Here is a 13,170-nt window from a genome sequence, read left to right as displayed (position 1 = left end):
ATTATCAAGAACGCACTTTTTAGTAACGTAGTTACTATGTATATACTTAAATTAAAGAGGTAGTCAAAAATGATAAGATTTAAAGGGATTAAATACAATTGTTCTATGGAATTAACTTTAGATGTTATAGGAGGAAAGTGGAAAACAATAATTATTTGGCATTTAGGTAAAAGGACTATGAGATTTAATGAATTAAAAAGAAGTTTACCTAATATTACACAAAAGATGTTAACTCAACAGCTAAGAGCTTTAGAGGATGATGAGTTAATTAATAGGATTGCTTATAATCAAGTGCCTCCTAAAGTTGAGTATTCTTTAACTAACTATGGAAGAAGTCTCTTACCTATTTTAGCTAATTTATGTGATTGGGCAATTGACTATTCAAATACTATTGAGGATAAAAATATTATTAAAGAAAAAATATAATATGAAATTAAAGATACTACGTTTTATGTGAGAATATATTGGGATGGGGGGGACTCCTACAAAAGAGGAGTCCGAAAAATAATTATGAAAACTTAATTTATGTCACATAATTAGTATTCCACACGTAGAAAGAAATATTCAAAATAAAAATAAAAAGTCACATATTTTCTATACGATGTCAGCTTGAAAACGATTCGTTTAGTAGTAATTGAAATCATGGCTAAAAGTGTCAGTACTTACTTATGATGAAAGTGTGGTTGCTGCAAAGTGTTTTGGGAGTTAATAATATATACCTATGTGTATTTCTTGAAATTAATTTAAGGAAAGATTTGCTAGGAGCTAGAGAAAATTAGATATCAATTATATATAATGAAATGGCAAGTAAGTATTATATAGTAGTTTGAGATTATAGATAATTTATGTTCTTTATAAAAACATAAAAAATAGAGGTAGTATCAGTGGGGGACACTGAAGATACTGCCTCTATTTTAATTAAGATATTACTCTTTTCATATAAGAGTATTGACGATGTTTCAGTAAAATATACAATTACAATAAAAAATTTAATTATGACTAATTAAGTTAATACCAGATTTAGTTATCATCATCTAAAGTGGAAGTAGTTTAACTAGGAAGAAAAGTTCTAAGCATGGGAGATCATATGTGTGGATAGGTGTAACATAATTTGTAACTTTCTCATAAAATATATTACAATCAGTAAACTTATGATAAGGAGGAATTGAAATTATGCCAACTCAAACAAGGCAAATTGAAATTACTAATACAGCAACTCAAACTGCATCTGAAATAAGTGATAGCACTGTTGTTGAATCTTCAGGTCAGTCTTCTATCCAAATATCGAAGACTGGTCCCGCATATGGCAGAGTAGGTGATATATTAACTTACACCTATGTTATTACCAATACAAGTTCGCTTAATTCTCCGAACCTTGTATTAAAAGGTGTTGTAGATATTATTAACAATGTGGTTACAGACCTTACTATAAAGGCAATAAATGCAGGAGCATTTATTCTGGGACCAGGAGCATCTGTTACTTTCCAAAGCAGTCATTTGGTTGTTGAAAGTGATCCGAATCCATTGGTAAGTACTGTAGTTGCAGCTTATAATCCTCTTGGTTATTCAAATGAGATTTCTGCTTATGATGTTAATCTAGTTACAATAGTAAATCCAAACTTTACAGTAGAGAAAATTTGTGAAACTGAAAAGATTGTAGCTGGAGGAACAGCAACGTTCAGAATTAATATTGCTAATAAAGGCAATGCTCCATTAAATGTAGCAGCTTTAGATCAGGGGATGGTATATACAAGTAGTGGATTAGCACCAGGGGCAACTTTCACATTTACTGTTCAAATGCCTATTCCTATAGAAGAATACGTAGGTGGAGTGACAAATTATGTTTTTGTCGTAGCTGCACTTCCTGAAATGTATGGAATTAATGATCTTTATTTTGGGGTTGCCAGTGCAACTTGTTCAATTTTAAATTGGGGAGGAACTAGAGCTTTTTGGATGAGTGATGATGGACATGCGATTCTTGATGCGAATGGTGATGGAAGAGTTGATAATCCTGTAATAATTGGTAGTGGGATTAGGGAAATTTTGGTGAAAAGAATAATTCTTTCTGACACTATATTAGCAGGAAATTACTGTACCCATGTACTAGATAATTCATGCGGAGACAATTTGGGTAATAATTTACCAGCCAATACACTTGGAAGGCTTATGGCTGAAACACTTGCATTGGCCTATAATATTAAGTTTATACCATTTTATAGTGGTCAGTTAGCAGGTGCTCTTGGTTGTAGTAATTTACTATTACAAATTGGGTTGCCTATTAACTCAACAGTTAATGATGTATTAGCTCTAGCCAATATATTAATAGGAGATACTGGCACTTGTGGATCTGCAACTCAAGGACGAGTGAATTCTATAATTAATCTAATTAGGTGTTTAAATGGAGAAAGATTTTAATTATAATTTCTATGTAATATTAAAGGCTAATAAAGTAGAGGGCCAATTTAACTAAATAAAACTTTAGAATTTATATACTCCCCTTAAATTTTAGATATATTTAAAAATAGAAATCTATAATCAAAGGGGAGTTTTTTGTATCTTGAATTTTCTAGTTATATATTAAGAATACTAAAAATGAATTATAAGAAAGAGAACAGATTTTTCAATTTAACATATATTTATATAATTAGGGTGATTAATATGAATACAGCAAAAACGTTAATAAAATGTATATTTAAATACAAAGGAAAGAAATATGATATTGAAGATATAATGCCAAATTGTTTAGAAAAAGAAACGGCAATATTTTTATATAAATACGGTAATTATTCGGATGATATTTATAGAGCGGCTTTAATAAGAATGAAATATGGTGACGATGAGATCCCCAAATTGCCAAAAGGAAGTAAGGAAATTGAATTAGTAAATATTTATGTAAAATGTAATTAAGCACCACAAATGTAGGTGCTATTTTCATATTTAAAATTATGATACTAATTTTAGGTTGAAGTTCGAAGAGTGCAATAATAAGAATATATAATAACTGATAGTTTACCGCTAGAGTCGTCGATTACACTTAATAATATTGAAATACTTTGCGTTCACGGAACACCAAAATCTATAGTTGAAGCAATTGATGGTACTGTACATAAAGAAGATATTAAAAAGTCTATAAGTGGAGTGAAGGAACAATTAATTTTATGCGGTCATTCTCATAATTCTTTTATAGGCGAAATTGATGGTAAAAAAATATTTAATGTTGGAAGTGTTGGAAATTCTCTTGATGGAGATAATAGAATATCTTATGGTATATTAGAATTCTTAGAAAATGAAGTTAAATTAATAAATAGACGAATTGAATATCCAGTAAATGAAATTATTGATATATCCATAAAAAATAAATTTCCTTTTATTGATGAATATGAAAAGTGTATATTAAATGCTAGATAGGATATACTGGTTGGATAGAAAAATAGAATATATATAGCTAGTGAGCCTCTATAAAAAAGAGGCTCACTAAATGGATTACAATGAAGGGAAAATTATAATTTATTTCAAAAGTATTATGTGAAGTTAAGAAATAAATATTCATTATAAGGAAATTATTATTTCTATAAGATAATAATTATGATTTGAATGAATTTAAGAGCTAAATATCTATTGATGAATAGTAATTGCTATTTCACCTTTTCCAATCACAGCAATACGATCATCATCTAAAATAGCGCCTAAATTTATAGGTTCGTTTACAGTATAAAACTTTTTATAAAAGATTTCATTACCATTAGGATCAAATATTATTAAGCTTGCAATCGCATCTGGTGTTGTAAGCATAGCTGTGGCTTTAACTTGCGGCGTATCTGTAATATCATATACGCCTTCTTTATATGTATTTGATTCAAAAATTGCTTTTGTGCTTTGCATCATAGATATTGTTATTATCAAAAGAGTTGTGAAAAAAAATTTTGGTTTCATTTGTTTTAGCCTCACTTCATCATTTTAAATTTTAGTAAAAAAAATTATACTTTTCTAGACAGTAAAAAAGCTCTCGTGTTGAGAGCTTTGGAGATTTAAATTGTGTTCATTTAGGATATTTGTTTCTTAATTATTAGAGCTGGCCATCTTTACGATGGAAGCTGTTAATTAATAGATTAAAATAAAATTCAGATTATCATCACTTCAATATTTAGTATGTGAAATTACAATTTAATTATTCAAATTATTAATTGGTAATTTGTGTGATTAAAATTTGGACAAAGCTAATCGCTAAAAAATTATGGTTAGTAAAAATAGAGATTTTAAAATCAAATAATATTAGGTTTACCAAATATGCTATAATTTATTTAATTAAAAATCGATCAGAAAAAAGAGAAGTTGTATTGTATGGGAGTTGATGGAAATGGAAGTTAAAAAAATCTTAAATAATAAAAAGCAATTTCTTAATTTATTACTGCTAGCAGACGAACAAGAAGATATGATTGATAGATATTTAGAGAATGGAGAAATGTTTGCTTTATATGATAATGATTTAAAAAGTATTTGCGTAGTAGTGAAAAAAGATAGCAGGATATATGAATTAAAGAATATAGCTACATATGAGAAATATCAAGGAAAAGGGTATGGTAAAAAACTCATAGAATACATTTTTGACTATTATAAAGGTAAATGTAGAACTATGATTGTTGGGACAGGCGATAGCAATCTGACAATTCCATTTTATGAAAACTGCGGATTTCGTGTATCACACAGAATTAAAAATTTTTTTACAGACAATTATGACCATCCTATTTTTGAAAATGGAATACAACTTGTTGATATGATTTATTTAAAAATAGACCTATAGAAAATGAACCTAAAGGTTATCTTCGTGGATATGAAAATTTATTTATAGATTTGGATTACATAAAGATTCTAATACATATAAGAATTTAAATGATGCTATATGCACAAAACATTATAGTTTAATTTTCTTTCTCAAAACTTTATTAGAAGTTTTTACTACTATATTATGATTTTTTGAATTACTTCTTACTTGAACATTTTCAAAAACAACATAACCAGTTAAAGTAGTATGTGCAGGCATATTTGTATTATTTAGAATATTTTCTAATAATACTATTGAATCAATAGGTTTAGACTTGGTTTTATTATAAGCAACTTTTATCTTTGGAGAGGTTGCTAAATATGATTTAAAACCAGAAGTTAATTTTACTTTTATAATATCTATTGGATTAGATGAATTATTTTCTATAGTTAAATTTATAATTGCTATTTTGCTATCTTTATTATAATAACTTTTTGAAGTGTTATATGAGATTTTTAAGTTTGTAGTGAATGTTAAACAAGCCTTATAAGCCAGCAGAAAAGTATCAATTGTCAAAAATATAAGTAATAGGGGAATAAAAATATTTAAGTTTGACATTATAAATTCAATCATTATTTAACCACCTTTCACAATGATTTTATCATATATAGGTTTTAAATAATATAATTGATTCTTTATAAAATTATTTAACTTGCATTATCTGATAGTTTAGGATAAACTTCGGTGAATTAAAATTTTTAGAATATATGTCTAGATAAAATAGGTATTATTGATAGTAAGTTTTATAAATAATTATTAATAGTATATTAAAAAAGAATTATAATATAAAATTTTGCTGTGAGCCAAAGATTTACTAGAACATTTAAAATAAATAATTCAATTCTTATAAATTTATTGTTAGAGAGATTTTTTATTGAAAAATAAATTCTATTTTATATGAATGGAGATATTAACAATGAGAATTATTGAAAAAGACCCAAGCGATCCGGATTCTATACGTTTAATGGATGAATTGTCCAAAGAACTGGAACATATAACTGGAGATAGTGGAAAGAATTCTTTTAACAAAGAGGATGTCTGTGTCCCACGTTCTTTGTTTGTGGTAGCATATAATGATAATGGAGAAGCCATAGGCTGCGGAGGAATACGGTGTATTAATAAAAGTGTAGCGGAAGTTAAGCGGATGTTTGCAAAGGTGAAGACAATGGGCGTTGGAGGTGAAATACTATCATATTTAGAGCTTCAGGCAAAGAAAATGGATTACTCTGCTATTTGGCTTGAAACTAGGTTAATAAATGATCAGGCCGTAAACTTCTATAAAAAAAGAGGGTATCATCAAATACAGAATTATGGAAAATATAATGGAAATTTAAAAGCAATTTGCTTTGAAAAGAAGATTGTATAATAATAAAGTATATACAGCAGAAATTTTTAATAGGGAGGAAGAAAAAATTGAGCATAAAAACATGGCAATTGATGTTATTTGCAAGCATTAGTTTTATAGTTTCAGGTATAATGAGTTTAAGTGATAAAAGTTATTTAAGAGGAGGTACTTTTATTCTTTTAGGATTATACTATGTCGGATTAAGTAGAACTAAGTATTTAAAAGATAGTAAATCAAGCAAAAGTAAGTGATACATAATAAAATGATATGAAAATCAGTTTATCATATAGTAGGGCATATAATTTAACTGGTTTGTTTTATAAAGTCTTTGATAAAATTTAATATGAATAAAAGTTAAAATAAATATTTTCTTTCACTAATGATAACAATAATGTTAAACAAAAGTGAAAGAGAGGATTTAAAATGAAGTTATCAAAGAGAATATTAGCAATCCTAGAAATTATATTCATGATGTTTGCTATGGAGGTATCAGTATGTGATACTAAAAGAGTTAGCGCAGGAACAAACGGATTACGGCAGAGAGCCGTAATGGTAGATGTAGTACTATATAATTTCAAGGATAAATATGTCTCTTTAGTCAGGGAAAACTTAGAAGAAATTCAAAAGCAAAATGAAGGGAAAGTAGTTTTTAGATTTTATGATGGAAAAGGTAATCAATCCACACAAGATGAAGTATTAAGTAATTTGGCTAGTAATAGTGCGGATATCATAATGGTAAATTTAGTTGATACGAAGGCTGCACAGGATGTTATTGAGAGATTTAAGTCGAAAAATATCCCTATAATTTTTTTTAATAGAGAACCAGTATCTGTTGATGTACTTAAATCTTATGGGAAAGCTTATTACGTCGGAACAAATGCTAAAGAAGCTGGAGAGATGCAAGGAAAAGTTATTGTTGATATATGGAACAAGAATAGAGATCTTATAGATAAAAATAATAATGGAGTTTTGCAGTATGTTGTGTTGGAGGGAGAACATGGAAGTATAGAGGCACGGGAAAGAACGGAATTTTCTATTGGAACAATAAATAAAGCAGGAATAAAAACTGAGCAGATTGCATTGAAGGCTGCTGATTGGCAAAGGGACTTAGCTAGAACAAATATTAGTTCACTACTTCTACAATATGATAAGAATATTGAGGCAATAATTGCAAACAATGATGAGATGGCGATAGGAGCTGTTGAAGCACTGCAAAAATATGGACACAATTTAGGAGAGAAAAATAAAACAATAGTTGTTGTTGGAATTGATGCTACAGCAGAGGCACAAGAATTAATTAAAAAAGGTTTTATGGCAGGATCTGTTATGCAAGATCCATCTGAAATGGCAAAAGCTATTTATGCAATAGGTATGAATGTATTTGAAGGTAGAGATCCACTTTATGATACTAAATATAAGTTTGATGATACAAAAGTTGCTGTCCGTTTGCCATACTATGAATATGTTGCTTAAAGAGATTTAACTAGGAAATTTCTGATTAATAAAATTCCTAGTTTATAAGATTATGTATACAAAGTATAATAGTAAGCTGACAATTCTTTAAGGTGCATAAGGAATAGGTTTTAAACTAATATTTAAGAATGGGTTATTTAGAAATTATATATAAATTGACACTGCAATATCTAATGATTTTGTGGTGTTTTTATATTAAATCTACATAATTAAAATGGATTTACTTGTCTGTAATTTTATGGAATTGATTGGATAATGTGGTATAATTAATTTGTTATGGTAAATGTAAAGTTATATAAAAATGAGAAGTTTGTCTTTTAGTAAGTAAGAAAGGAGTTTTCCATGTTTAAGAAGCCTAGTTTTTCTAATGGAACACTAAAAGCCATTCAGTGTATTTGGTGGGCTATTAGTTTGTTGATTGCAATGGTTATAAAAGATGATTTAGATTTAAAATTGTGGGAATATCTCTGTATAGCAGTGCCACTAATTTTAATTGGAGATGCTCTAATTAGAAAATTTATTAAAGGCAAGATATAAGTAATTATGATAATTAGTGCACTTAAAAATAAAATTCATCTATAGTTTAATTAAGGAACCTATATAGTTGGTTGTTGTAAATTAGTAGTACAAGCTGTTGGCTTTATAAAATATTTAAGTATTTCAATTATAAAAATATTGAAATAATGACATGTATGGACTTTATTAATGAATATATATAAAGATAGTAAGTTTAATTTTAAGAGGTCTAAAAAGATGTTAGAAATAAAAATAGTATTCAAAAGTGGGTATATTGGATATTTTACGCCTGTAACAGATGAAGAACCAACAGAAGAAAATATATTAAAATTAAGAGAACTTATAAGGAATGCAAAGCAGCAGGGGATGAGAGGAAGTTTTGAATTAAAAGAGTTAAAAACCGGTTGTATGACTGTAATAGATGTTCAAGAGGTTGCCGCATTTGGTACTAAGTTAATAGAAAAGACAGGGATGAATAATGATCAAAGTAGTATAAGGATACGTAAGAAAAAGAAAAAAACTTAAATTTATAACAAATAAGAAGCTTATTAATATAACTTGATTAGTAATTTAGAGAGATAAGAAATAAGGAGAAGAAAATGATTAAAGATTTTAAAATAGATAACTTAGATAAGGTAATGGAGATCTGGCTTAATACAAATATAGAGGCACATGATTTTATTCCTAGGGAATATTGGAAGGATAATTTTGAATTAGTTAAACAAATGCTTCCGTCAGCAGATATTTATATATTTGAAGAAAATAATGTTATAAAAGGATTTATAGGAATTGTAGAACAAAATTATATAGCTGGACTTTTTGTAAAAGAAGAATATCAAAGAGAAGGTGTGGGCAAGAAGCTTATAGAGTATTGCAAATCTAAATATTCTTATCTTACATTGCATGTATTTACAAAGAACAAAACTGCAGTAAATTTTTATAAAAAGAACAATTTCAAAGTTATAGATGAACATGTAAATGATGATACAAAAGAAATTGAGTATATAATGTCATTTGAAGAAAAATAGTCCATAAGGTTTTATATGAGTATGTGTATACATTAATATAGAATATTAAATTTCAAGTAAATAAAATGAAATTTCTAAGTGCCATATTTTTCAAAGTGATTTTATGGCACTTTTATAGATTGATAAAAATGTGATTTAAGATAATTATAATCTAAGATTAAGGTTGAATTAATTTTTTTTAGTTATAATTATAACACTTCAAGCAATTAAAATAGAAAGACTTATTAGCATTAGGATTTTAATACTATACTGGAATCAGTTGATGAGGATTAGTAAATATAAAAAAATAGGGGGTGATAAAATGAAAAAACAAGATCTAAAAAGATTAATTACAATTGGTTTAGTATTTACAAGCGTTTTAGCAGTAGCGCCAGTTAAAGCATGGGCTGATTGGAAACAAGATAATGCTGGGTGGTGGTATACAGAAGGAACTGGATATGCTACAGGTTGGAGAAGCATTAATGGAGAATGGTATTATTTTGATACCTATGGTTATATGAAAACAGGATGGGTACAATATCAAGGAAAATGGTATTATTTATATAATAGTGGTGTTATGGCTAAAAGTACTACAATCGGCGGTTATTCAGTAGATTTAAATGGGGCATGGATTCAGAATGCTGATAGCACTACTGGAAATATAACTAATACAAGCTCTACAAATAATAGTAGTACAATCAATACTTCAACAAATGCTGACCCTGAATCTCAGAAGATAAGTGGTGTAACTGGTATAAAGTTTGATGATGTTACAAAAATAGTATTCTATGATGGAAGAGGGGGTAAATCAATAAAAGTAGAAGATAAACAAAAAGTTAAGGAATTCATGGGATATTTAGATGGCTATACTATTAAAAAGGCAACAAACGTTGAAGCTTCAGATGGATATATACACTCTGCACATTTTTATATAAATGATAAAGATGTGATGCGTATAACATTTGTAAGTCCTTTAATTATTAATGATAACTATTATAATGTCATAAAAGGGGAACTAGATACAGATAAAATTGATAAATATCTAAAATCAGTTGATTCTTCTTATTTAACAACAAACGAATGGGATGATAATTATAAAAATCAATGAGATTAGTTAATGATGAAATTAAATTTATATCTCATATCTTGTTTGTTGGGTTTTAGTTTATAACTTCTCCATTTATTTTTCTTTTAGATGAAACAAATTTATTATTGTTTCTATTACATAATATGGGTAATAGGAAAATTGGAAGTAAAAGAGTGTAAAAACTTAATTAGTTAGATAACAAAGAGGAACTAAAAGCGAGATATAGTTTCTCTTTGTTAAGTATATTAAAGGATTGAAAATGTTTGCTCATAGATATATTATTAAATGAATAAGAAATAAATAACTAACTTTAAAAATTAATTTAACAAACTTTAATAAATCTATTAAGAACAAAAGTTAAAGAGGATGTTACCATATATGGATTTTTTAAATTTAATTATAAGAACATAAATAAGGCAGCAATTTAAAAAGCTGCCTTATCTTATATATAATATTAGGAGAATAGTAATTCATGTCTACTATAATTATGGACCAAAATAATTATATATAATCATTAAATTCAGAAAAATATAACTTTACTTTAAAAGAATAAGTTACTTATTTATAGGAAAAGTAATGAAAAAAGTTATTCATGTTAAAAAAGTATCTATGATTGTTTAGAATATTCTTTGTAAGGAATCCTAACTGTATTACCTGTATCATCAAATTTATAATTTGTTCCAATAAGAGGGGTTTTTCCAGAAACAATGTTCATTCCTATGGAGTAAACTGCGTTTGCATAATCAGCAGGATTTTGTATAACAGTCCCTGTCATAGAACCTTGTTTTATCAATTCAGTAGCCTCTGGTAATCCGCCAACCCCAACAACGGGAATATATTTTGATTTGTTTCCTGTATTATATCCGTACTTTTGGAGCGCTTCAACAGCACCAACTGCCATGTCATCACTATTTGCAATTATTACTTCAGTTTTACCGTTCTGCGTTAAGATAATTGATTCTATAGTGTCTCTTGCACAATTTTTATCCCAATTACAAGAATTAGAGAAAAGTTCTTGAGTCTTTATTCCTGCTTCATTAAGTGTTTGTATTGGATATTTACTTCTGATGCTAGTTGCAGGATCACTTGAAAGTCCTTTTAGTAGCACATACTGCATTATGTTATCTTTATTATGGTCAATATATGTTTTATTGGAATTCCACTCGTTAATGAGGAGTTTGCCTTGCATAATGCCAGATTGTTCATCATCGCCACCTATAATGACAGTCCTAGGATATTCTTTAACAAAATTTGATACTTGTCTGCTTGGTGATGTTAATAATATAAATGGAACATTCCTTTGGTTTATCATGTCAAAAATATTTCTTAACTCTTCTACTTTAAAAGTGACTGGTTCTATTACAAAAAGATCAAAACCTTGATCAAGTGCTTTAGTAATATTATCATTTTCAGTGCCTTGATTTCTGTTTGAATCAAATAAAGTAAATTCAACTTTATTTACATTTTCTTTTTGGATATTTCTTAGGCTTTCTGAAAAGTAGGAGAGAAACAGTTCATCAGTATCAAGCAAAAATACTGCTATTTTAACTGGACTTTGGTTATTAGTATTTGGAGTGGCATATGTATTAATTTTAAAAGTATCTAATAAAAAAATAAAAAGGGTCAATAAAAGAAGCTTTTTTAATATGCTCATTGTAATCCTCCATGTATCCGATTTAATTAGAAAATTATAATAATAGATCAGCTTTGATTATAAAATTTATTCGTTTGAATGAGAGGTACTATGCATTGACTTTGTATCTATATTTTTGATAAATTAAATTTATTTGACAATAGACAAAAGGTTAACTTTAAATAAAGGGGGAATGCGAAAAATCGTTGTCTACAATTATCTGCTATCTGCAAAATAAAGAAAAATAATTGTAGACAACGGTTTTTAAGTAAAAGTTACTGAGCTAGTGCCAAAAACTATTATAGATGACCCATAGTCAAGAGGCTTTATAGAGTGTTCAGGTGATTGGGGACCAAGCCGTACTAATTCTTGCACCTGCTGGTCACTATCAATAACCATTATAATAACTTTACCATTTAACGAGTTGATTTTTGCAGTTATAGAAGAACCTATTTTTAAATTTGCATCTCGTGCACTATAGATACCTTGAGTAAGAGTTTTGCCGACTTGACCATAAGCAAGTTGCGATATGGCAGTAAATGATATTAATAGAAATATAAAAATTAATATAATATATCGTTTCATTGTAATTATCAACCTTTCATAACTTTAGCTTATTTAAATAATGCATTAATTATTATGTGAGTACTAAGCAAAATTATTCAAAGTAAATGAATTAAGTAAAAGTTAACAGTATGCATTGGATGGCAGCCAATAACAATACAAAAGTGATAACAAATGACAGTAACTTTTTGAGTATATTCATCTTAATCCTCAGTAAATCTTATCTTAATAAAAATATCATAGTAATATATTTTTATATAAACTTATATCAATATAAATTCATATACTATTAATTAGAATAAATAATGCTAAAGGAAGAGTATAATGCAATCTTATTATGAGGCTTCGGCTGATAAAATAGAATTTGCAGAAATATTAGGACAATATTCAATTAAAACATCTATAAATAACGGAGCAATAGATGGTGTTATAAGTCTAACAGAATTAGCACCAAATGGGGTAGTGGGAAAGTATCCATACATCTATGGTTATTATAATGCAAGTATATTGACTTTAACAGGTATATGGTCAACAGTATCTTATCCTCATGCATATCCTGAAAGCGCTTGTGTATTTGGATCGTTTAAATTTGAATTTTATAAGAGAAATGGAAAAATAGGATTTAATGGTACATGGGGATGTGGACGTAATCAATATGGAGGGCTAAATGGTATTGATTATTGGAACGGTATCAAAATATAGAATTGATGATTCACCAATCTA

The 13,170-nt window shown here is 27.9% G+C and carries 17 protein-coding genes; 13 read left to right on the top strand and 4 right to left on the bottom strand.

Features of this window, described 5'->3' with window-relative positions; translation table 11 throughout:
• The first annotated feature begins 69 nt into the window (after positions 1 to 69).
• The 4 genes from T483_RS0111830 to T483_RS29055 all read left to right on the top strand — a co-directional run bounded on the left by T483_RS0111830 (position 70) and on the right by T483_RS29055 (position 3,408).
• Positions 70 to 426 carry a winged helix-turn-helix transcriptional regulator gene (locus T483_RS0111830; protein ID WP_026887041.1) on the top strand — a complete coding sequence of 119 codons (357 nt, stop codon included), beginning with the start codon at positions 70 to 72 and terminating at the stop codon, positions 424 to 426.
• Positions 427 to 1,173: 747 nt separating this feature from the next.
• Positions 1,174 to 2,415: a hypothetical protein gene (locus tag T483_RS0111820; protein ID WP_026887040.1), complete on the top strand. Its 1,242-nt coding sequence runs from the start codon at positions 1,174 to 1,176 to the stop codon at positions 2,413 to 2,415.
• Between the two features lie 243 nt (positions 2,416 to 2,658).
• The gene (locus T483_RS0111815; RefSeq protein ID WP_026887039.1) at positions 2,659 to 2,907 is read left to right on the top strand and encodes a hypothetical protein; all 249 of its coding nucleotides are present in this window, start codon (positions 2,659 to 2,661) and stop codon (positions 2,905 to 2,907) included.
• An 87-nt stretch (positions 2,908 to 2,994) separates the two neighbouring features.
• Positions 2,995 to 3,408, top strand: coding sequence for a metallophosphoesterase family protein (locus T483_RS29055; protein ID WP_347460306.1), 414 nt, complete (start codon positions 2,995 to 2,997; stop codon positions 3,406 to 3,408).
• Between the two features lie 207 nt (positions 3,409 to 3,615).
• Here T483_RS29055 and T483_RS0111805 read toward each other — a convergent pair whose 3' ends face one another.
• The gene (locus tag T483_RS0111805) at positions 3,616 to 3,933 is read right to left on the bottom strand and encodes a hypothetical protein (protein WP_026887038.1); all 318 of its coding nucleotides are present in this window, start codon (positions 3,931 to 3,933) and stop codon (positions 3,616 to 3,618) included.
• 424 nt (positions 3,934 to 4,357) lie between these two features.
• On the opposite strand from T483_RS0111805, the gene T483_RS0111800 reads away from it, so the two are divergent.
• Positions 4,358 to 4,801 carry a GNAT family N-acetyltransferase gene (locus T483_RS0111800; RefSeq protein ID WP_026887037.1) on the top strand — a complete coding sequence of 148 codons (444 nt, stop codon included), beginning with the start codon at positions 4,358 to 4,360 and terminating at the stop codon, positions 4,799 to 4,801.
• A gap of 111 nt (positions 4,802 to 4,912) precedes the next feature.
• On the opposite strand, the gene T483_RS0111795 is transcribed toward T483_RS0111800, so the two are convergent.
• On the bottom strand, positions 4,913 to 5,395 hold the full coding sequence (locus tag T483_RS0111795) for a hypothetical protein (protein WP_026887036.1): 483 nt from the start codon (positions 5,393 to 5,395) through the stop codon (positions 4,913 to 4,915).
• Positions 5,396 to 5,738: 343 nt separating this feature from the next.
• Here T483_RS0111795 and T483_RS0111790 point away from each other — a divergent pair, with 343 nt between their 5' ends.
• The 7 genes from T483_RS0111790 to T483_RS32460 all read left to right on the top strand — a co-directional run bounded on the left by T483_RS0111790 (position 5,739) and on the right by T483_RS32460 (position 10,271).
• The gene (locus T483_RS0111790) at positions 5,739 to 6,188 is read left to right on the top strand and encodes a GNAT family N-acetyltransferase (RefSeq protein WP_026887035.1); all 450 of its coding nucleotides are present in this window, start codon (positions 5,739 to 5,741) and stop codon (positions 6,186 to 6,188) included.
• Between the two features lie 47 nt (positions 6,189 to 6,235).
• Positions 6,236 to 6,418 (top strand): hypothetical protein, encoded by a 183-nt coding sequence (locus T483_RS0111785; RefSeq protein ID WP_026887034.1) that lies wholly within the window; start codon positions 6,236 to 6,238, stop codon positions 6,416 to 6,418.
• A 172-nt stretch (positions 6,419 to 6,590) separates the two neighbouring features.
• Entirely contained in the window at positions 6,591 to 7,640 is a 1,050-nt protein-coding gene (locus T483_RS0111780) for a galactose ABC transporter substrate-binding protein (protein WP_026887033.1), read from the top strand.
• Positions 7,641 to 7,982: 342 nt separating this feature from the next.
• The gene (locus T483_RS0111775) at positions 7,983 to 8,177 is read left to right on the top strand and encodes a hypothetical protein (protein ID WP_026887032.1); all 195 of its coding nucleotides are present in this window, start codon (positions 7,983 to 7,985) and stop codon (positions 8,175 to 8,177) included.
• A 216-nt stretch (positions 8,178 to 8,393) separates the two neighbouring features.
• Positions 8,394 to 8,681, top strand: coding sequence for a hypothetical protein (locus T483_RS0111770; RefSeq protein WP_026887031.1), 288 nt, complete (start codon positions 8,394 to 8,396; stop codon positions 8,679 to 8,681).
• Positions 8,682 to 8,755: 74 nt separating this feature from the next.
• The gene (locus T483_RS0111765) at positions 8,756 to 9,184 is read left to right on the top strand and encodes an N-acetyltransferase (RefSeq protein WP_026887030.1); all 429 of its coding nucleotides are present in this window, start codon (positions 8,756 to 8,758) and stop codon (positions 9,182 to 9,184) included.
• 301 nt (positions 9,185 to 9,485) lie between these two features.
• Entirely contained in the window at positions 9,486 to 10,271 is a 786-nt protein-coding gene (locus tag T483_RS32460; RefSeq protein WP_026887029.1) for a cell wall-binding protein, read from the top strand.
• Positions 10,272 to 10,857: 586 nt separating this feature from the next.
• Here the strand turns inward: T483_RS32460 and T483_RS0111755 are convergent.
• Both T483_RS0111755 and T483_RS0111750 read right to left on the bottom strand, forming a co-directional pair.
• Positions 10,858 to 11,904 carry a galactose ABC transporter substrate-binding protein gene (locus T483_RS0111755; RefSeq protein ID WP_026887028.1) on the bottom strand — a complete coding sequence of 349 codons (1,047 nt, stop codon included), beginning with the start codon at positions 11,902 to 11,904 and terminating at the stop codon, positions 10,858 to 10,860.
• 243 nt (positions 11,905 to 12,147) lie between these two features.
• Positions 12,148 to 12,468 (bottom strand): hypothetical protein, encoded by a 321-nt coding sequence (locus T483_RS0111750; protein ID WP_026887027.1) that lies wholly within the window; start codon positions 12,466 to 12,468, stop codon positions 12,148 to 12,150.
• A 303-nt stretch (positions 12,469 to 12,771) separates the two neighbouring features.
• Between T483_RS0111750 and T483_RS0111745 the strand changes: the two genes are divergently transcribed.
• Positions 12,772 to 13,149 carry a hypothetical protein gene (locus T483_RS0111745; protein ID WP_026887026.1) on the top strand — a complete coding sequence of 126 codons (378 nt, stop codon included), beginning with the start codon at positions 12,772 to 12,774 and terminating at the stop codon, positions 13,147 to 13,149.
• The last annotated feature ends 21 nt before the right edge of the window (positions 13,150 to 13,170 follow it).

Origin of the sequence: Clostridium beijerinckii HUN142 (assembly GCF_000621745.1) — a bacterium.
GTDB classification, from domain to species: domain Bacteria; phylum Bacillota; class Clostridia; order Clostridiales; family Clostridiaceae; genus Clostridium; species Clostridium beijerinckii_A.
The sequence above is the reverse complement of the archived record's forward strand: the minus strand, read 5'-3'. Positions and strand labels throughout refer to the sequence as shown.

Excerpts from the sequence above, each read along its gene's own strand:
- T483_RS0111795 (WP_026887036.1), bottom strand. The coding sequence starts at position 5,395 with ATGATTGAATTTATAATGTCAAACTTAAATATTTTTATTCCCCTATTA.
- T483_RS0111830 (WP_026887041.1), top strand. The coding sequence starts at position 70 with ATGATAAGATTTAAAGGGATTAAATACAATTGTTCTATGGAATTAACT.
- T483_RS32460 (WP_026887029.1), top strand. The coding sequence starts at position 9,486 with ATGAAAAAACAAGATCTAAAAAGATTAATTACAATTGGTTTAGTATTT.
- T483_RS0111790 (WP_026887035.1), top strand. The coding sequence starts at position 5,739 with ATGAGAATTATTGAAAAAGACCCAAGCGATCCGGATTCTATACGTTTA.
- T483_RS0111750 (WP_026887027.1), bottom strand. The coding sequence starts at position 12,468 with ATGAAACGATATATTATATTAATTTTTATATTTCTATTAATATCATTT.
- T483_RS0111775 (WP_026887032.1), top strand. The coding sequence starts at position 7,983 with ATGTTTAAGAAGCCTAGTTTTTCTAATGGAACACTAAAAGCCATTCAG.
- T483_RS0111770 (WP_026887031.1), top strand. The coding sequence starts at position 8,394 with ATGTTAGAAATAAAAATAGTATTCAAAAGTGGGTATATTGGATATTTT.
- T483_RS0111800 (WP_026887037.1), top strand. The coding sequence starts at position 4,358 with ATGGAAGTTAAAAAAATCTTAAATAATAAAAAGCAATTTCTTAATTTA.
- T483_RS0111805 (WP_026887038.1), bottom strand. The coding sequence starts at position 3,933 with ATGAAACCAAAATTTTTTTTCACAACTCTTTTGATAATAACAATATCT.
- T483_RS0111815 (WP_026887039.1), top strand. The coding sequence starts at position 2,659 with ATGAATACAGCAAAAACGTTAATAAAATGTATATTTAAATACAAAGGA.
- T483_RS0111780 (WP_026887033.1), top strand. The coding sequence starts at position 6,591 with ATGAAGTTATCAAAGAGAATATTAGCAATCCTAGAAATTATATTCATG.
- T483_RS0111745 (WP_026887026.1), top strand. The coding sequence starts at position 12,772 with ATGCAATCTTATTATGAGGCTTCGGCTGATAAAATAGAATTTGCAGAA.
- T483_RS0111765 (WP_026887030.1), top strand. The coding sequence starts at position 8,756 with ATGATTAAAGATTTTAAAATAGATAACTTAGATAAGGTAATGGAGATC.
- T483_RS0111820 (WP_026887040.1), top strand. The coding sequence starts at position 1,174 with ATGCCAACTCAAACAAGGCAAATTGAAATTACTAATACAGCAACTCAA.
- T483_RS0111755 (WP_026887028.1), bottom strand. The coding sequence starts at position 11,904 with ATGAGCATATTAAAAAAGCTTCTTTTATTGACCCTTTTTATTTTTTTA.